General features: G+C 65.5%; 22 protein-coding genes. 13 read left to right on the forward strand and 9 right to left on the reverse strand.

Annotated elements, in window-relative coordinates:
- A partial coding sequence (locus GH737_RS07440) for an AfsR/SARP family transcriptional regulator (RefSeq protein WP_420853428.1) occupies positions 1-445 on the reverse strand: 445 nt, incomplete at its 3' end.
- Between the two features lie 129 nt (positions 446-574).
- A complete protein-coding gene (locus GH737_RS07445) occupies positions 575-1,066 on the reverse strand; it encodes a carboxymuconolactone decarboxylase family protein (protein WP_155264211.1) in 492 nt (163 codons plus the stop codon).
- A 141-nt stretch (positions 1,067-1,207) separates the two neighbouring features.
- Between GH737_RS07445 and GH737_RS07450 the strand changes: the two genes are divergently transcribed.
- Positions 1,208-1,783, forward strand: coding sequence for a thermonuclease family protein (locus tag GH737_RS07450; RefSeq protein ID WP_155264212.1), 576 nt, complete (start codon positions 1,208-1,210; stop codon positions 1,781-1,783).
- A gap of 45 nt (positions 1,784-1,828) precedes the next feature.
- On the opposite strand, the gene GH737_RS07455 is transcribed toward GH737_RS07450, so the two are convergent.
- Together GH737_RS07455 and GH737_RS15240 are read right to left on the reverse strand one after the other, a co-directional pair.
- Entirely contained in the window at positions 1,829-2,224 is a 396-nt protein-coding gene (locus GH737_RS07455; protein ID WP_155264213.1) for a DUF6632 domain-containing protein, read from the reverse strand.
- Positions 2,225-2,466: 242 nt separating this feature from the next.
- Positions 2,467-2,841, reverse strand: a complete 375-nt coding sequence (locus tag GH737_RS15240) for an excalibur calcium-binding domain-containing protein (RefSeq protein WP_196233044.1) — start codon at positions 2,839-2,841, stop codon at positions 2,467-2,469.
- 402 nt (positions 2,842-3,243) lie between these two features.
- On the opposite strand from GH737_RS15240, the gene GH737_RS07465 reads away from it, so the two are divergent.
- From GH737_RS07465 to GH737_RS07500, 9 genes are all read left to right on the forward strand, one after another.
- Positions 3,244-5,115 (forward strand): ribonucleoside-diphosphate reductase subunit alpha, encoded by a 1,872-nt coding sequence (locus tag GH737_RS07465; RefSeq protein ID WP_155264228.1) that lies wholly within the window; start codon positions 3,244-3,246, stop codon positions 5,113-5,115.
- Positions 5,106-5,237 carry a hypothetical protein gene (locus tag GH737_RS15985; protein WP_275401949.1) on the forward strand — a complete coding sequence of 44 codons (132 nt, stop codon included), beginning with the start codon at positions 5,106-5,108 and terminating at the stop codon, positions 5,235-5,237. The genes GH737_RS07465 and GH737_RS15985 overlap by 10 nt, the downstream gene beginning before the upstream one ends.
- Positions 5,234-7,477, forward strand: a complete 2,244-nt coding sequence (locus GH737_RS07470; protein WP_155264214.1) for a transferrin receptor-like dimerization domain-containing protein — start codon at positions 5,234-5,236, stop codon at positions 7,475-7,477. Before GH737_RS15985 ends, GH737_RS07470 begins: the two co-directional genes overlap by 4 nt.
- Entirely contained in the window at positions 7,474-7,692 is a 219-nt protein-coding gene (locus GH737_RS07475) for a hypothetical protein (protein ID WP_155264215.1), read from the forward strand. Before GH737_RS07470 ends, GH737_RS07475 begins: the two co-directional genes overlap by 4 nt.
- A complete protein-coding gene (locus GH737_RS07480; protein ID WP_155264216.1) occupies positions 7,689-7,904 on the forward strand; it encodes a hypothetical protein in 216 nt (71 codons plus the stop codon). The genes GH737_RS07475 and GH737_RS07480 overlap by 4 nt, the downstream gene beginning before the upstream one ends.
- Entirely contained in the window at positions 7,901-8,197 is a 297-nt protein-coding gene (locus GH737_RS07485) for a hypothetical protein (protein WP_155264217.1), read from the forward strand. Before GH737_RS07480 ends, GH737_RS07485 begins: the two co-directional genes overlap by 4 nt.
- A 5-nt stretch (positions 8,198-8,202) precedes the next feature.
- Positions 8,203-8,562: a hypothetical protein gene (locus GH737_RS07490; protein ID WP_155264218.1), complete on the forward strand. Its 360-nt coding sequence runs from the start codon at positions 8,203-8,205 to the stop codon at positions 8,560-8,562.
- Positions 8,563-8,775: 213 nt separating this feature from the next.
- Positions 8,776-9,837, forward strand: coding sequence for a ribonucleotide-diphosphate reductase subunit beta (locus GH737_RS07495; RefSeq protein ID WP_155264219.1), 1,062 nt, complete (start codon positions 8,776-8,778; stop codon positions 9,835-9,837).
- Between the two features lie 47 nt (positions 9,838-9,884).
- Positions 9,885-10,757, forward strand: coding sequence for a DUF4238 domain-containing protein (locus GH737_RS07500; RefSeq protein WP_275401950.1), 873 nt, complete (start codon positions 9,885-9,887; stop codon positions 10,755-10,757).
- Positions 10,758-10,923: 166 nt separating this feature from the next.
- Here GH737_RS07500 and GH737_RS15245 read toward each other — a convergent pair whose 3' ends face one another.
- Genes GH737_RS15245 through GH737_RS07515 form a run of 4 tightly spaced genes read right to left on the reverse strand, consistent with a single transcriptional unit; the run spans position 10,924 to position 13,011 of the window.
- Positions 10,924-11,409 carry a JAB domain-containing protein gene (locus tag GH737_RS15245; protein WP_196233047.1) on the reverse strand — a complete coding sequence of 162 codons (486 nt, stop codon included), beginning with the start codon at positions 11,407-11,409 and terminating at the stop codon, positions 10,924-10,926.
- Between the two features lie 26 nt (positions 11,410-11,435).
- The gene (locus tag GH737_RS15250) at positions 11,436-11,927 is read right to left on the reverse strand and encodes a hypothetical protein (protein ID WP_196233048.1); all 492 of its coding nucleotides are present in this window, start codon (positions 11,925-11,927) and stop codon (positions 11,436-11,438) included.
- Between the two features lie 41 nt (positions 11,928-11,968).
- Positions 11,969-12,313: a hypothetical protein gene (locus GH737_RS07510; RefSeq protein ID WP_155264222.1), complete on the reverse strand. Its 345-nt coding sequence runs from the start codon at positions 12,311-12,313 to the stop codon at positions 11,969-11,971.
- Positions 12,314-12,372: 59 nt separating this feature from the next.
- Positions 12,373-13,011, reverse strand: coding sequence for a helix-turn-helix domain-containing protein (locus GH737_RS07515; protein ID WP_196233049.1), 639 nt, complete (start codon positions 13,009-13,011; stop codon positions 12,373-12,375).
- A 42-nt stretch (positions 13,012-13,053) separates the two neighbouring features.
- Between GH737_RS07515 and GH737_RS07520 the strand changes: the two genes are divergently transcribed.
- Complete coding sequence (locus GH737_RS07520; protein WP_196233050.1) at positions 13,054-13,671, forward strand: hypothetical protein; 618 nt, start codon at positions 13,054-13,056, stop codon at positions 13,669-13,671.
- A 130-nt stretch (positions 13,672-13,801) separates the two neighbouring features.
- Positions 13,802-14,296 (forward strand): YybH family protein, encoded by a 495-nt coding sequence (locus tag GH737_RS07525; protein WP_155264225.1) that lies wholly within the window; start codon positions 13,802-13,804, stop codon positions 14,294-14,296.
- A 37-nt stretch (positions 14,297-14,333) separates the two neighbouring features.
- Here GH737_RS07525 and GH737_RS07530 read toward each other — a convergent pair whose 3' ends face one another.
- Entirely contained in the window at positions 14,334-15,158 is an 825-nt protein-coding gene (locus GH737_RS07530; RefSeq protein ID WP_155264226.1) for a hypothetical protein, read from the reverse strand.
- 176 nt (positions 15,159-15,334) lie between these two features.
- On the opposite strand from GH737_RS07530, the gene GH737_RS07535 reads away from it, so the two are divergent.
- On the forward strand, positions 15,335-15,818 hold a 484-nt coding region (locus GH737_RS07535; protein ID WP_155264227.1), incomplete at its 3' end, for a hypothetical protein.

Here is a 15,818-nt window from a genome sequence, read left to right on the forward strand (position 1 = left end):
CGGGATCGAGCCCGTCGAGGTCAATAAGAAGCCCGGCGTCGCTCGATTCGAGCAGGGTCAGCAGCCGCGGCCAGTCGCCGCTTGCCGACGCGGTGCGGATCAGCTGCAAGTCGGTGACCAGCGCCTCGCGCCCGGCGGCAACATCGTCTCGCCCCGCCGCCAGCAGCGCGGCGCCGCGCCAGTCGAGGTGCTGGAGCTCGAAAATGGTTTGGCGAAGGCTCGCCCGCGCCTGGGCCGGGGCGCGGTCGCTCCACAGCAGATCGGCAAGCGCATTGCGCGACATCGGCCGGCCGTGAACGGCGAGAACCGCGAGAACGGCGCGTGCCTTGCGGGTACGGAACTGGAGCTCGTTGCCGGCCGTATCCTCGAGCCGGAACGGGCCGAGACAGCGCGCGACCATAAGCACGCCGGTTTCGCCGTGCCGAACCCGTTCGACGACGTTCATGGCCGCAAGCTATTCAGGAACCGACGCATTTCGCGGACTCCCCCGTCCCCGCACATTATCAGCACAGTTGATCGCTGTTAAGAAGCGAAGCGCTGGGCGTGATCGCGGCAATCCCTCCCGGACGCGCGCTCAGGCGTGCTGAAGCGGCTTCTCCGCAGCCGGCGCCGGTGCGAACATCTTGGGATCGAAGCGCGCGCGGGTCGAAATCGCGATCCGGTTCCAGCTGTTGATCTGCACGGCGGCGAGCACCAGCCAGCCGATCTCCTCTTCGCTGAAATGCGGCTTGAGCGCCTCGAACGCCTCGCTCGACGCATGACTCTCGGCGATCAGCGTCAGCTCGTCGGTCCAGGCGAGGACCGCGCGCTCCCTGTCGGTGTAAAGCGGCGATTCGTGCCAGCCGTCGAGCGCGACCATCCGCTCGGGCGTCTCGCCGTGCTTCAGCGCCTCGGCGGTGTGCATCTGCAGGCAGAAGGCGCAGCCGTTGATCTGCGACGCGCGCAGCTTGATGAGATGGTAGAGCGTGGGGTCGACGTGGCGGGCGATCAGCCCCTCGAGCTGCGTGAGGTGCCGATATGCCTCCGGGTCGAGCTGGGTGAGGTCGAAGCGCGGCGGTTCGAGCATGGATGTCTCTCCTTTTCTGTCGGGCAGGCGACGCTCCGCTCAATTAAGTCGGGCGGCAGGCGGATCAAGTGGGCGGACAAGGCACTGCTCGGCTCCCGCGAAGGTAACCGGGCGGTAATCCGGCGCGGGTACATCGGGCCGGTGATCAAGCCATCGAAAATTCGCCGTCAGCCTGTCGCGGTGCGGCCGTCGCGCATCAGGCGCGACCCGCTGCTCGTGCAGGGGCCGGAGAAGAAGGTCGAGCCGCCCTCCCCCGAGCGCGACATCTGGCTCGGCGTCGCCGGCGTGGTGCTGTTCGCGATGGCGGTCGTCACGGTGACGGTGGGCCTCAGCGTCATCACCGGCCGCGACGACGGCGCCGCCGCCGAACGCGCGAGCGTGGAGCGGTTCGGCTCGTGCGAGGGCGGTCCAAATTGCGTGATCGACGGCGACACCATCCGCATCGCCGGCGAGACGGTGGACATCGCCGGCATGGTCGCGCCCGATTTCCGCTCAACCCAGTGCCCCGAGGAGAAGCTGCGCGGAGTCGAGGCGGTTCAGCGGCTTACCGCGTTTCTCAACAGCGGGTCGGTGACTAGCGGCGGCGACGTGCGCGGGCCCGACGGACAGCCCCGCCGGAAGATCGCGGTCGACGGCCGCGACGTCGGCGCCGCAATGGTAAAAGCGGGCCTTGCGCGGGAGCCGACGAGCACACCGCCCGACTGGTGCGCCGAATAGAGTTTTCCGGCGGGCGGGTGACTGTTGTTCTTGCCTAACCGGCGGTCAGACGGCGACAGTTGCCCGCGTTCCGGCGCGGCTCATCGACAGGCCGAGAACGATCGCGACGAAGAGCAGGATCGGCACGTCGCCAATCAGATGGCCCTGCATCATCGGATTGCGCATCGCTTCCCACGCCATGACGCCGGCGTGGACCACGCTCGACCATACGACGAACCAGATCAGCGACGCATTGGCGGCGGGGTCTTTGGCGGCGCGGATCATGAAGATACCGAGCGTCGCGTAAACGCCGACGATCATCAGAAAATAATCGCTCGCGGCCGGGCTGCCCTCGTGCCACGCCCAGCCCGACGGCCACAACATCGCCAGCGGATAGACGAGGCAGACAGCGGCGCCGAACACGACCAGCGCGGCGGACAGAAGCTTGTTCCTGTCGGACATGGCGGATCCCCCTCCGGTGCGGCAGACGGTCGACGCCCGCCGTCGCCGGAGCGCTAACATTTCGCGGGCGAAATGTCGTGGTGAGAAAGTGACTCGGCTTTCGCCGACGAGATGCGCAACAGCGGCTTGGCGCATCGCGATCTCGGCGGGTTCAAGGTTGGCTGGTGCTGATGCCGAGCTTGATGCGCCACGGCCGCGGCCCGGCCGGCGCGAGGGCCGGGCGAGCAACCGCTCCATACCCTTCAGAATCGGCGATCCGGTTCGCAGGCCACGCCGTCGCCATCGCCATCCATGTCGGACCGGTAGCCGGGCTCGCCGGAATGGAGCGGCGCCTTGCCCGCGGCGCGCACCTCGTCGCAGCCGGAATAATGGGCGCTCTGCTCCAGCGCGGCCGGATCGACACCGGGAGGAGCAATCGCCGGCGTTTCCTCGGCGGCGGCGCGAGCGGCCCATTCCTCGTCGGATGCGGACGCCGGAATGTCGAGCGGCGACACGGCCGCGACCGCCGCCGCTTTCGGCACCGGAGGTTTCGCACCCTCATGCAGCAGCGCCGACCAGGCATAGCCGCCCGCAAGGCCCAACATCACCGCCGCCGCGACAATCAACACCGCGCGCATGGCCGCGGTATTGCACGATGAGGGTTGTGGAAGCGTAAAGGCTTGGCGTGGCGCCGCGCGGGCCCTGCCGGGCACCAGCGAGGGAAGGCCCCGGAGAGAAGTGTTGCAGCGCGGCAAATCCACAGGATTTTCTGTTAGGACTGCATTTACCGGCTTGCGCTCGATTCCGGTTCAGGCACAATAGGTGGTAGCGCGAGAAGGGGAACACTCAATAGCTGGTGTTCGGCGCCGGAATGCTTATGTTCCGGTGGCGGGCCGGTTCGTCCCCGGTTTCCACAGGTGCCGGGGGTGAAAAGGCCCCGTCCCGTGCGAAAAGAGGCTAGGATGCCAGCCATGGCTCCGAGTCGAACAATTGCAGAACAGACGGCCCTCGACGGTGCCGCCGAAGGACGGGGAAGCGCGATGGATTTTTCGACCGGCTCAGAAGTACCGAGCGACGACGTTTCGACCACCGTTTCCAGCAGCAAGTCGGTGCATGCGCCGCGTTTCGACGTGAAGACCGACTCCTTGCGGGACGAACTCCTGACCGAATTCGGCAAGGACACCCTGCGCGACCGCTATTTGCTACCCGGCGAAAGCTATCAGGACCTCTTCGCGCGCGTCGCCGCGGCTTATGCCGACGACGCCGAACACGCGCAGCGCGTCTATGATTACATTTCCCGCCTGTGGTTCATGCCGGCGACCCCGGTGCTTTCCAATGGCGGCACCGGCCGCGGCCTTCCGATCAGCTGCTATCTCAACAGCGTGGACGACAGTCTCGAAGGCATCGTCGGCACGTGGAACGAGAATGTCTGGCTCGCGTCGCGCGGCGGCGGCATCGGCACCTATTGGGGCCGCGTGCGCGGCATTGGCGAGCCGGTCGGCCTCAACGGCAAGACCAGCGGAATCATCCCGTTCGTCCGGGTGATGGACAGCCTGACGCTCGCGATCAGCCAGGGCTCGCTCCGCCGCGGCTCGGCCGCCTGCTATCTCGACGTCGCCCATCCCGAGATCGAGGAGTTCCTCGAGATCAGGAAGCCGTCGGGCGACTTCAACCGCAAGGCGCTCAACCTCCATCACGGGGTGCTCGTCACGGACGAGTTCATGCAGGCCGTGCGCGAGGGCGCCGAATTCGTTCTGCGCAGTCCCAAGGACGGGTCGGAGCGGGGCAAGGTCGACGCCCGCTCGCTGTTCCAGAAGCTGGTCGAGACCCGCCTCGCGACCGGCGAGCCCTACATCATCTTCATCGATCAGGTGAACCGGTCGATGCCGAGGCATCATCGCGACCTCGGCCTCAAGGTCTCGACCTCGAACCTGTGCAGCGAGATCACGCTTCCGACCGGCAAGGACCATCTCGGCGCCGACCGCACCGCGGTCTGCTGTCTGTCGTCGCTCAACCTCGAGACCTGGGACGAGTGGAACGGCGACAAACAGTTCATCGAGGACATCATGCGGTTCCTCGACAATGTGCTCAGCGACTATATCGCGCGGGCTCCCGACGAGATGGCGCGCGCCAAGTACAGCGCCGAGCGCGAGCGCAGCGTCGGCCTCGGAGTCATGGGATTCCACTCCTTCCTCCAGGCGCGCAACATCCCGTTCGAAGGGGCGATGGCCAAGAGCTGGAACCTCAAGATCTTCAAGCATATCCGCGCGCAGGTCGACGAAGCCTCAATGATGCTCGCCAAGGAGCGCGGTCCGTGCCCCGACGCCGCCGACATGGGCGTGATGGAGCGCTTCAGCTGCAAGATGGCTATCGCGCCGACGGCGTCGATCTCGATCATCTGCGGCGGGACCAGCGCCTGCATCGAGCCGATCCCGGCCAACATCTACACGCACAAGACCTTGTCGGGCAGCTTTTCGATCAAGAACCCGTATCTCGAGCGCATGCTTCGGGAGAAGTCGAAAGACAGCCAGCAGGTGTGGAACTCGATCCTCGAGAATGGCGGGAGCGTCCAGCACCTCGACTTCCTCAGCCGCGACGAAAAGGACGTGTTCAAGACCAGCTTCGAAATCGACCAGCGCTGGCTGATCGAGCTGGCGGCCGACCGCACGCCGTTCATCGATCAGGCCCAGTCGCTCAACCTGTTCATTCCGGCCGACGTCGACAAATGGGACCTGATGATGCTCCACTTCCGCGCCTGGGAGCTCGGCATCAAGAGCCTCTATTACCTGCGCAGCAAGTCGGTGCAGCGCGCAGGTTTTGCCGGGGGCGTCGAGGCCGACAACACCCCCGAGCTCAAGGAAATCCAGCTCGCGAGCACGACGGACTACGACGAGTGCCTGGCATGTCAGTGAAGCAACTCACCCTCCGCAAGATTACCAAGGGCGCGGGCGCAGTCGTGCTCGGCCTCGTCGCGGTGGACCTCGTCGCGACGCTCGTTACGTTCGCGCTCGGCGTGGAGTTCTTCAGGCGATGAGGAGCGGCCGGTTCGCGTTGCTGGCATCGGCGGCAACCGCCGTCCTGCTCGCGTCCCCTGCGCTCGCGGCGCCAGCCGGCGAGCCGCAGGCGCTCGAGCAGCGGTTCGATACGCTGATCAGCCCGGCCGACCAGCAGCAGTGGCTCCAGCAGATGTCGTCGGCGCCCAACCACGTCGGCGCGCCGCACAACAAGGCCAATGCCGAAATGCAGCTGGCGCTGTTCAGGCAATGGGGCTGGGACGCGCGCATCGAGCAGTTCGACGTGCTCTACCCGACGCCAGTATCAACCACGGTCGAGCTGGTCACACCGCAGCATGTCGCGCTGGGCGGGCAGGAGCCGCCGGTCGCCGCTGACCCGACGTCCAATCTCGCCGGGATGCTCCCCCCCTATGTCGCCTACCAGGGCGACGGCGACGTCACCGCGCCGGTCGTCTACGTCAATTACGGCATGCCCGACGATTATGACGCGCTCGCCGCGCGCGGCATCGACGTCAAGGGCAAGATCGTGCTCGCCCGCTACGGCGCTGGTTGGCGCGGACTGAAGCCCAAGCTTGCGCAGGAGCATGGCGCGGTAGGCTGCCTGATCTACTCGGATCCAGGCGACGATGGCTACGCCGAGGGCGACCCTTATCCGCTCGGCGGCGCTCGGCCCGAAGGCGGAGTGCAGCGCGGCTCGGTCGTCGACATGACGCTCTATCCCGGCGACCCGCTGACGCCGGGCGTCGGCGCGACCCAGTCGGCAAAGCGGCTGACGCGCGCGGAATCGCCGGTCCTGCTCAAGATCCCGGCGCTTCCGATCTCCTATGGCGACGCGTCGAGGATCATGGCTGCGATGCAGGGTCCGGTGGTCACCGGCAAGCAGCGCGGCGGCCTTCCGATGGCCTATCACTGGGGCGGCACCGACGCCGTGAAGGTCCATCTCGCGGTGAAATCGGATTGGTCTCTAAAGCCGATCTACGATGTGATCGCGGTGATGAAGGGCGACACCTACCCGGATCAGTGGATCGTCCGCGGCAACCACCGCGACGCCTGGGTGATGGGCGCCGCAGACCCTCTATCCGGGCAGGTCGCGCTGATGAGCGAAGCCAAGGCGCTAGGGACTCTCGCCCGCTCCGGCTGGCGGCCCGGCCGGACTTTGGTCTACGCAAGCTGGGACGGCGAGGAGCCGGGGCTGCTCGGCTCGACCGAATGGGCCGAAGCGCACGCCGACGAGCTCAAGCGCAAGGCCGTCCTTTACATCAACACCGACAATAACGGCCGCGGCTATCTGTTCGCGGGCGGCAACGGCGAGCTCGAGAGCCTCGTCAACCAGGTCGCAGGCGACGTCGCCGACCCCCAGACCGGGGTTCCGGTCGCCGAGCGCAGCCGCGCCGCGACGTTGGCGACTCACTATCTCGCGCCGGATCGCGTCGAGCCGACCGAGCTCGACGATGCGAAAGCGGGCAAGCTCCCGGTCAGCCCGCTCGGCTCGGGCTCCGACTATTCGGCCTTCGCCCAGCATCTCGGAATCCCCTCGCTCAACATCGGCTTCGGCGGCGAGGATTTCTCGGGCGGCAGCTATCACTCGGTCTACGACAGCTTCTATCACGTGATGCACTTCGACGATCCCGGTCTCGCCTATGGCGCGGCGCTGTCGAAGGTGATCGGCCGCCTCGTCCTTCGCTCGGCGGACGCTCCGCGCGTTCCGGCGCATTATTCCGATCTCGCGTCCGACGTTTCGAACTATCTCGCTGAGGTCCAGAAGCTCGCCGTCGACCAGCGCGAGAAGGACCGCGCGCTCGCCGAGCTCCGGCGCGAGGGCGATTTCAAGCTCGCCTCGGCGCCCTACGACCCGACGATCGCGCCGGTCGACCGCGGCATCACGCCGCTAATCGACATGCTCGCTCTGCAGAATGCGTCGGACCATCTGACCCGCGCCGCGGCGGCTGCCGACGGGGTGCTCGCGCACGAGGGCAGGCTTGCCCCTGCCACCCGGGCCCGGATCGACTCGAGCCTGCTCCACATCGACCAGCTGCTGCTCGACCCGCAGGGCCTGCCCGGCCGCCCGTGGTACAAGAATCTCGTGTCGGCGCCCGGCACGCTCACCGGCTACGGCGCCAAGACGCTGCCCGGCGTGCGGGAGGCGATCGAGCAGCGCCGCTGGGACGACGCGCGCGCCTATGTCCAGCGCACCGCAGCCGTGATCGAAGCTTACGCCAGCCGCCTCGACCAGGTCGCGGCGATGGGGCACACCCCATGACCGCCGGCCGCATGGCCGAGCTCGCCGTCGCGGTCGTGCTGCTGGCGGCCGGCGTCTTCTTCTACCGCCGCCGCGACAAGTCCGACACCTACGGCAGCCAGGGCGCGGTGATCCTGTTCGTCATCGCCGCGATCCTGGCGATCCACGCGCTCGGCCTGCTCAACTACCGCCCGAGCGCCAGCGAGGCCGAGATGATGCGGGGAGGCGCGCAGTGAGCCTGTTCATCCCCTTGGGCGCAGTCTTCGCGATCGCCGGCGCCGCAACGCTCGCCACCGCGATCCGCCACCAGGGCGAGCGCAGCCCGCGCTACGCCGCGATGCTGATCGGCGGCATGATGGCCACCGCGTTCGGAGTCGTGATGGCCGGCTTCGCGATCGCCTACGAAACCGCCGCCCCGCTCGATCTCAATGCCGGAGCGGCACCGTGAAGCGCGCCCTCCTGGTCCTCTCCACGCTGGTCCTTGCCGCCTGCGCCGCGACGCAGCAGCCCGACGCCGTCACCGCCGGCGCGCCCGGCTTCCTGCTCGGCCTGTGGCACGGCTTCATCTTCCCCGTCGCGTGGGTGGTTTCGCTGTTCGTGAGCGAGGTCGCGGTCTACGCCGTGCCCAACAGCGGCGGCTGGTACGATTTCGGTTATTTCCTCGGCATCGTCGTGTTCGGCGTCGGCGCGAACCGCAGTCGCACCGTCTATCGCGACCGAATCGTCAGGGTCCGCGGCTGATGCTGATGAGCCTCGTCTTCCTGCTGCTGTTCTTCGTCCCGGTCGCGGCGCTGTGCTGGCGGATCGTCGTCAGCAAGACGCGCGCGCAGTGGATCCGCCCCGGCGCCGCGACCGCGGCGATGATCACCGCCGTCGGCGCCTTCGTCGTGTTCGACGATCTTGCGACCTTCAGCTTCAAGGACTGGCGCGCCGACATCGCCTTGCTCGCCTCGATGACGGGCAGCGCCTACCTGCTCGTCTGGGCGCAGCGCTCGCGCGGCAACCGCCGCCACCGCACCGTCTCGATCATCGCCGCGATCGTCGGCCTCGTCCCGGTCGCCGGCGCCGTCGCCACCGCGCTCCTGTTCGGAGGGCAGGCCCAATGAGCAATCTCATCCACGCGGAGACGCGGAGAAGGAAAGCGGGTCTCACGCGAAGACGCGAAGACGCGAAGGAATTCACGGCCGCTGGATTCTTGAGCGGCCAAATGGCCGCTCCAATCCATTCCTCCGTGTCTCCGGGTCTCCGCGCGAAATACCTATATTGTCTTCGCGTCTTCGCGCCTTCGCGTGAACCATTCTTTTCCTGGGAGAAATAGCATGCCCCTCCTCGAAGCCCGCAAGCAGTACAAGCCGTTCGAATATCCCTGGGCGTTCGAGTACTGGAAGCGCCAGCAGCAGATCCACTGGATGCCGGAGGAAGTGCCGCTCGGCGAGGACTGCCGCGACTGGGCGCAGAAGCTCACCAATCACGAGCGCAACCTGCTCACGCAAATCTTCCGCTTCTTCACCCAGGCCGACGTCGAAGTGCAGGACTGCTACCACGACAAGTACGGCCGCGTGTTCAAGCCGACCGAGATCAAGATGATGCTGACCGCCTTCTCCAACATGGAGACGGTGCACATCGCGGCCTACAGCCACCTCCTCGACACCATCGGCATGCCCGAGAGCGAGTATAGCGCCTTCCTCCAGTTCAAGGAGATGAAGGACAAGCACGACTACATGCAGCAGTTCGGCGTCGACAATGACGAGGACATCGCCAAGACGCTCGCCATGTTCGGCGGCTTCACCGAGGGGCTGCAATTGTTCGCCAGCTTCGCGATGCTGATGAACTTCCCGCGCTTCAACAAGATGAAGGGCATGGGCCAGATCATCAGCTGGTCGATCCGCGACGAGAGCCTCCACTGCGAAGGCATCATCCGCCTGTTCCACGCCTTCGTGAAGGAGCGCGACTGCCTGACCAAGGACGTCAAGGAATCGATCATCGACACCTGCCAGAAGACGGTCCGGCTCGAGGACGCGTTCATCGACCTGGCGTTCGAAATGGGCCCGGTCGAGGGCATGACCGCCAAGGGCATCAAGAAATACATCCGCTACATCGCCGACTGGCGCCTCGGCCAGCTCGGCTTCGCCCCCATCTACATGGTCGACGAGCACCCCCTCCCCTGGCTCGCCCCGATGCTCAACGGCGTCGAGCACGCCAACTTCTTCGAGACGAGGGCGACCGAATATTCGAAGGCCGCGACGCGCGGGAACTGGAACGAGGTGTGGGAGAATTTCGACCGCAGGGTGAAGGCGAAGGCGGAGGCTGCGGCCAATGATGGCGCCGGCGCGGGTGACGGGCCAGACATGTTTGAGGCTGCTGGGGTTGCTGCGGAGTAGCTCCGTTCGCAGGGGAGTCACAAACGAAACCGATTAAACACCACTACATTCCAGAGTTCCTATTGCGGGGATGGACTGGTGAAGACGGCCGGTTGGAACGTTACAACCGACCGCATAAGTGTGTGCACGTCCGACGTGTCTACACTTCTGAGGTCGGATTCGAAAATCTCCTTTACGATTTCGCCCCGCACGAACCGCATTTCCCGGGTCTCGAAAGGGCTTATTTCGCCCCAATCGATAATTTAGCGGCAAAGGCGCGTCGAAAGCTTTTGAATGACCACGAACGCGAGTGGTCGTCCGAACTCCGTAGCGCCTGGTCTCGGTTTCTCATGTCGTTACTCCATCGGACACCCGCGGCACTCGAGGTTTTCCGTGAAGGCGTGATCCGTATGACGATCAGAGGATCAGCGGGCGTCGAGGATCTTTGGTCAAGAATTCGTAATGAAGATGATCCGCAGAGCTGGCTTGAATATTGCCTCGCAGAAAACCCGCATTTCCTTGAGCAACGTCCACTTGAGTTGCTGCCACGAGTCATCGAGAACAAGGAACTCGGACTGCGGCTAAACCGAATGCTTTGGGCAGTGGTGCGCCCCACCTACCGTAATTGGTCATTTTTAACGTCGGACAGCCCGCTCGTGGTGAGTGATAGCCTGACAAAGCCAAATTCGCATGTCGCACTAGCGCTTAGCGCGAACGCGCTGTTTGTTGCAGTCACCGCGAAATCGACCTTGGAGACTATCGTGGACATGGGAGATCGTGCGATCTTCGAAAACTACAATCAGATCGTTGTGGACCGTGCCGCTAAGTTCGTAGCTTCGGTCGACCAAACTCAAGACCGCTTCATTAGAAATAATTTTGGTCGAAAGCCGGTCGTGTTGATCTCGCCGATTTTCCGAGAGTTCTACGACCAGGCTGCTTAATCGCGCTTCCGCGCGCCGGCGGAATCGTCTCGTGACCGCTTAACACCATGGCAGCTTGCCGCGCACGTACCCGTGCGCAAGCCGATCGCTGATCAGCGTTTCGCTTACGCTTGAGCCGTTCACGTAAACAAGCCGAAGCTTCCTTCCGTAAACATCGCCGACCAACCTAGCTGCTGAACATCGCCGACCGCACATCCCCTCCCGCGACCACCAGATGATCGATGACGGAAATGCCCACGCCTCGCGCGGTGTCTACGAGCCGGCGCGAGACGCTGATGTCGCTGCTGCTCGGTCGGGGATCTCCCGATGGATGGTTGTGCGCGACGATGATCCCGTGCGCGCCGCGGCCGATCGCCCGGAAGACGATCCGGCGGAGGTCGCATTCGACCGAGTCCGCCGTCCCCATCGACACCACCTCGTAATCGATCAGTCGCCGCCGGCTGTCGAGGAAGATCACGATCAGCAACTCGTCGCTACGAAAGCCGATCAGCGTCCTCAGGAATTTGCCCGCGTCACGCTCGGAGTTGATCGGCTCGCGCGCGGTCAACTCCTCCTCGAGCGCGGACATCATCAGCGCGCGCGCGGCACCGATCGCATGCGCGACCGCCCCGCCGGCGTAATCGGCGACGATCGCCGGATCGGCGCTCAGCAACTCCGACAGGGTCGCGTAGCGCGCGCTCAGCGTGGCAGCTGAAGAGGCGGGCTCCGGAACCGCAGTCGCCCAGAGATAGGCTTCCAGTCGGGTACGAACGCACGCTCGGCGAGCCGCCTCCGATGCGCCCAGGTTCCGATGCCCAGGAGAGCCACCATCGGCCACGACCAGATCGTCGTTAGCAGGGCATAGCTGTCGGGGATCATCGCCGGGTAGAGAAGCTTCCCCGCGTGCACCAGCACCGCGACGAGCTGACAGCCCGCGACCGGAATCGGCCACCGGCGGTTCGCTCGGATGGCCACTATGCAAAGTCCTATCAGCAGTAGGGTGTCGACTGCGAACAGGCGCATCGGCACGCTCCTGAATGCGCCCGGCATGTTCAGAAAGCCGAGCGAGAGCGAGCCTGCCGAGGCGATGATGTAGGCGAGGGCTGTTGCTCGTTCCGGACCGCCACCCCTCGCCAACGCGTACCCGACCACCACGACGATGAAGATGACGAAGAACGGAACGGAGCTCATTCCACATCGTCGCCTCGGCGATCGCGTCAGGTCAATGCCGATTAGGCGACGTTTGCGAACCGCTCAGGCAGCTCGGCGGTCTTGTCCGGGCATTCCCAATAGTCCCCGAACGACACCGCCCGCAGGCCTAGCTCGTTCTGCGCCGTGCGGAATGCTGCGTGCGCCGCTCCGATCTCACCGCGCGCTTCGACCAGCTTGAGCGTGGCGCGCGACATCAGCGCCAGCCCGTCCTGGCCCATCGTGATCGGCTGCTTCGCCGTCTTGCGCCCCTCGATCAGCGCAATTGCGAGCCGTGACGCATGCACGATCGCGCTGTCGACATCCGCTTCGGCGGGGAACAGTTCGTCCGCGACGCCCTTGGCGAACGCCAGTCGTTCATTGAGCATAGTCTCTCCACTCCCGGAGACGCGCCGCGCCCCGGGTCTATCATCCGTTGTGTTGAGGCCTAGTGCGCCAGCAGGGCGACGCCGTCGGCCACCGCGACGATCAGCGAAAGGATGACGATCATTCCGACTCCACTGATGCCGATCGCTGCGAGCGTCTGCATCGCGGAGAGGGTCTGGATCGGTCCCGGCCCGTCCGCCGCAACATCCCGAAGCAGGAATCTGTCCTGAGCCGGTTGCCGATCAGATGCGTCATCAGCCCGTGCGGCGGGAACCTCCGACGCGGCATAGTATGGTTCGACCGCAGTATAGGTGCTCGCGGCGTAGAGGCGCGCGGCCTCGAGGGAGTCGCTCGCGCCGAGTTTCTTGCGGGCTGCCTTCAAGTGCTGCTCGACCGCATGGTGAGTGATCCCGAGTTCGCGGCCGATCTCCTTCGCGGTTTTTCGAGCGATGAATCCTTCAAGGCATTGGCGCTGACGCTCGGTCAGTTGCGGCATGTTCGCCCTCGCAATCTGCTTCACCGAGCTCATGCAGAATGAACAATAGAAGGTCCGTGATGGCAAGTAGAGCGGTTCACCAAGGCGATTTCGGGGAAGCGCAAGCGACTCGGGCATGCCGAGAGTATAACCATCTTGGTTATTTGTAGGACAGATAGAAATCCAGACACGTTCGCGTTTTTGCTGTCCTACAGCACCCGACATGCTCCATGTGGTCCGACTCTTTCCCACCCGAAGGAGTCCGTCATGGCCACCAAGCTCAAGATCGTCGACGAGGTCGCCGACATCGTCCCCGCGCCCACCATTCCCGAGTTCGAACCCGCCCCCACCCGCAAGCGCAACGCCGGCTGGACCGCCGAGCGGCAGCGCAAGTTCATCGAGCATCTCGCGCTAACCGGTTGCGTCGGCGAGGCGTCCGCGCACGTGAACGTCGCTTCCAGCTCGGCCTATCGTCTGCGCAACAAGGCCGGCGCGGAAAGTTTCGCGCGTGCCTGGGACGCGGCGCTCCGGCTGTGCCCGACGCGCCTCGCCGCGATCGCTCTCGACCGCTCGATCCACGGCCGCGTCGAGCGCTTCTACAAGGACGGCGAGCTGGTGATGGAGCGCCGCATGCCGTCCGATTATCTCCTCACCTGGCTGCTCTCGCGCCTCGACCCGGCGCAGTTCGGCTCGCCCTCCGCCAAGGCCCTTGCCGCTGCAACCGGCGACCCGCGCGAAGCCGCGCGCAACGAGCTCCCAGCGATCATCGACTCGTTCGAGGACATTCCGATGCAGGAATGCGCGGTCGAGGGGGTCGACCATCTTGATGTGCGCCTCGGCGAGACCGGAACCGGCGAACCGATCGGCGATGAAGAACGGGAATGAGGCTCGGCCGGGGCCAGTCCAGGGGACTTCCGAGCACTAGCCTCGCGCGCGTACGCGTGTAGCTTCGCTGCGTTCACTGCGTTTCGAGCTCACGCGCGCCGCACAGGGACAAGCACAAAGGGGCAAGCCAATGATCAGCCGAACATTCGCCGCGCTGCTGCTCGCAACCGCCGCATCCGCGCTCACCGCCTGTGCCAGGCAGCCGGACACCTCCGCCACCGCCGCCCAGGTTCGCAGCGACGCGCTCGGTGTCGTCGCCGCCTACAATGCGCAGGACGCGCACAAGGCGGCTTCCTACGACGCGCCCGACTATGTCGGCGTTTATCACGGGACGCCCAACACCGTCGGCCCGGCCGCCGACGAAGCGGGCATGAAGACGCAGATGGCCGCGGCGAAGGTCGATTGGCAGCTCGGCGACGGCAAGGTCACGGTCTCGAAATCCGGCGACCTCGGCATCTTCGAGGCGCCCTACACCTTCGTCATCGCGGTCCCGAACGCACCCGTGACGCGCGAGACCGGCACCTGGATCGCGATCTTCAAGCGGCAGGACGACGGGTCGATGAAGCTGTGGCGCTCGATCGCCAGCGACACGCCGGCAGCCGCCGCCAAGACTGCATCATCTTGAAGGTGACGCGCGCCGTCCGGGACGGTGAAGCCTGCCCTCAGGCGATCGCCGGCGTCGCGATTGGCACCGTCGGGCGCTTCCCCGCCTGCCATCCGAGCCAGCTCGTCGCCGCGCCGATTGCGAAACCCGTCAGCACGATCGTCGCATCGGGCAGGTGGCTGATGAAGGTGTCGAGCCGCCTCAGCACCGCGAACTCGCCCGCGAAGCCCATCGCCAGCATCTCGACAAGGATGAACCCGGCGGTGACCAGGAATGGCTTCGCTCGCTCGCCGACGCGCCACCAGATCACGGCGATGATCGCCAGCTCGATCGCCATCGACCATTCGATCGACGCCATGATGTGCGGGAAGTCGGCGGGGCCGTTCACCTGGAACTGCGGAACGACGAACGCCGCCGCCCGGCTGAACGGCGATTCGAACAGGATCAGCGGGGTCGACAGCATGTAGCCGGCGTGCACCCACACCTTCCGCCGGTATTTGAGCGCCCGGTAATAGACCGTCACATAAGCCGCCATCGCGATCATCGTGCCGATCATGAAGCCCGGGCCGTAAAGCTGGTGGAGCGGCTCGCCGGCGACATAATTGTGCGCCTGTCGGTCGATGATCGCCGCGAGGCCGCCGATCAGGAACGGGAACAGGAACAGGCTCGCCATGCCGACCGCGCGGTGCAGCGGAAGCTGGCTCTTGCGGTGCGCGGTCCAGCTTTGTGCCGTGACCATCAGCACCCACAGGCTCGCGGCGATGCCGTGGGCGTGGAACTGCCACGGCGCTTGCGTGCCGACGGCGAAATAGCTTGGCCAGAAGCCGATCAGGATGACGGCGATGACGCCCAGCATATAATAAGGCGCGCGCGGATATGGCATGGTTTGTCCCCCGACTTCCCCGCGCTCGCCGATAGCATGAAAGCGCGTCTGATGTCGGAGAAAAGTCGGCTGTCCGACTGTCGCTTCGCGGGCGGGGCGGACACAGCTCGAAAGGACTTTCCTACACGCACCCATTTGGTTCAACATGCGCGACTCGCATCATGAGGAGCAGGTTCATGGGAAGGCGCGTGGCGAAAGAGATGACGGTCGAGGAATTCGATGCCTGGCGCAAGGCGCAGGACAAGGTCGAGGCGGTGGCGCAGGCCGCGGACGAGGTCGGCGGGCCGCGGCTGTCGCTTGTCCCGCTCCCGGATCAGAATGAAGCCTGGCCGACCGATCTGCTTCCTCTCGTTCCGGAGGCCGATGGAGGGGACGCCGGCACCGCCGGCGCCGACCAGCCGCTCGTCGCAGCCACCCCGTTCGACGGCATCCCCCTCGAATCCAGCCGCAATCGGCTCGCCGGCTGGAGCGTCGAACGCCAGAGGCTGTTCCTGACCGTTCTTGCCGAGACCGGACAGGTCCACCTCGCCGCCGCCGCCGCGCGGTGCTTGCCAGACGTGCGTCATCTCGTGGATGAAGAAGCCCTGCCGGGACAGCGGCTCCCTGGAGAAATCCTCAGACCAGCCGCCCGCTACGGGATGGAAATAGATGTTGCCGTTG

Origin of the sequence: Sphingomonas segetis, assembly GCF_009720245.1 — a bacterium.
GTDB lineage: Bacteria > Pseudomonadota > Alphaproteobacteria > Sphingomonadales > Sphingomonadaceae > Sphingomicrobium > Sphingomicrobium segetis.

Excerpts from the sequence above, each read along its gene's own strand:
- GH737_RS07520 (WP_196233050.1), top strand. The coding sequence starts at position 13,054 with ATGGCCACCAAGCTCAAGATCGTCGACGAGGTCGCCGACATCGTCCCC.
- GH737_RS07530 (WP_155264226.1), bottom strand. The coding sequence starts at position 15,158 with ATGCCATATCCGCGCGCGCCTTATTATATGCTGGGCGTCATCGCCGTC.
- GH737_RS07465 (WP_155264228.1), top strand. The coding sequence starts at position 3,244 with ATGGATTTTTCGACCGGCTCAGAAGTACCGAGCGACGACGTTTCGACC.
- GH737_RS07510 (WP_155264222.1), bottom strand. The coding sequence starts at position 12,313 with ATGCTCAATGAACGACTGGCGTTCGCCAAGGGCGTCGCGGACGAACTG.
- GH737_RS07490 (WP_155264218.1), top strand. The coding sequence starts at position 8,203 with ATGAGCCTCGTCTTCCTGCTGCTGTTCTTCGTCCCGGTCGCGGCGCTG.
- GH737_RS15240 (WP_196233044.1), bottom strand. The coding sequence starts at position 2,841 with ATGCGCGCGGTGTTGATTGTCGCGGCGGCGGTGATGTTGGGCCTTGCG.
- GH737_RS07475 (WP_155264215.1), top strand. The coding sequence starts at position 7,474 with ATGACCGCCGGCCGCATGGCCGAGCTCGCCGTCGCGGTCGTGCTGCTG.
- GH737_RS07455 (WP_155264213.1), bottom strand. The coding sequence starts at position 2,224 with ATGTCCGACAGGAACAAGCTTCTGTCCGCCGCGCTGGTCGTGTTCGGC.
- GH737_RS07525 (WP_155264225.1), top strand. The coding sequence starts at position 13,802 with ATGATCAGCCGAACATTCGCCGCGCTGCTGCTCGCAACCGCCGCATCC.
- GH737_RS15985 (WP_275401949.1), top strand. The coding sequence starts at position 5,106 with ATGTCAGTGAAGCAACTCACCCTCCGCAAGATTACCAAGGGCGCGGGC.
- GH737_RS15250 (WP_196233048.1), bottom strand. The coding sequence starts at position 11,927 with ATGAGCTCCGTTCCGTTCTTCGTCATCTTCATCGTCGTGGTGGTCGGG.
- GH737_RS07445 (WP_155264211.1), bottom strand. The coding sequence starts at position 1,066 with ATGCTCGAACCGCCGCGCTTCGACCTCACCCAGCTCGACCCGGAGGCA.
- GH737_RS07470 (WP_155264214.1), top strand. The coding sequence starts at position 5,234 with ATGAGGAGCGGCCGGTTCGCGTTGCTGGCATCGGCGGCAACCGCCGTC.
- GH737_RS07495 (WP_155264219.1), top strand. The coding sequence starts at position 8,776 with ATGCCCCTCCTCGAAGCCCGCAAGCAGTACAAGCCGTTCGAATATCCC.
- GH737_RS07515 (WP_196233049.1), bottom strand. The coding sequence starts at position 13,011 with ATGTCGGGTGCTGTAGGACAGCAAAAACGCGAACGTGTCTGGATTTCT.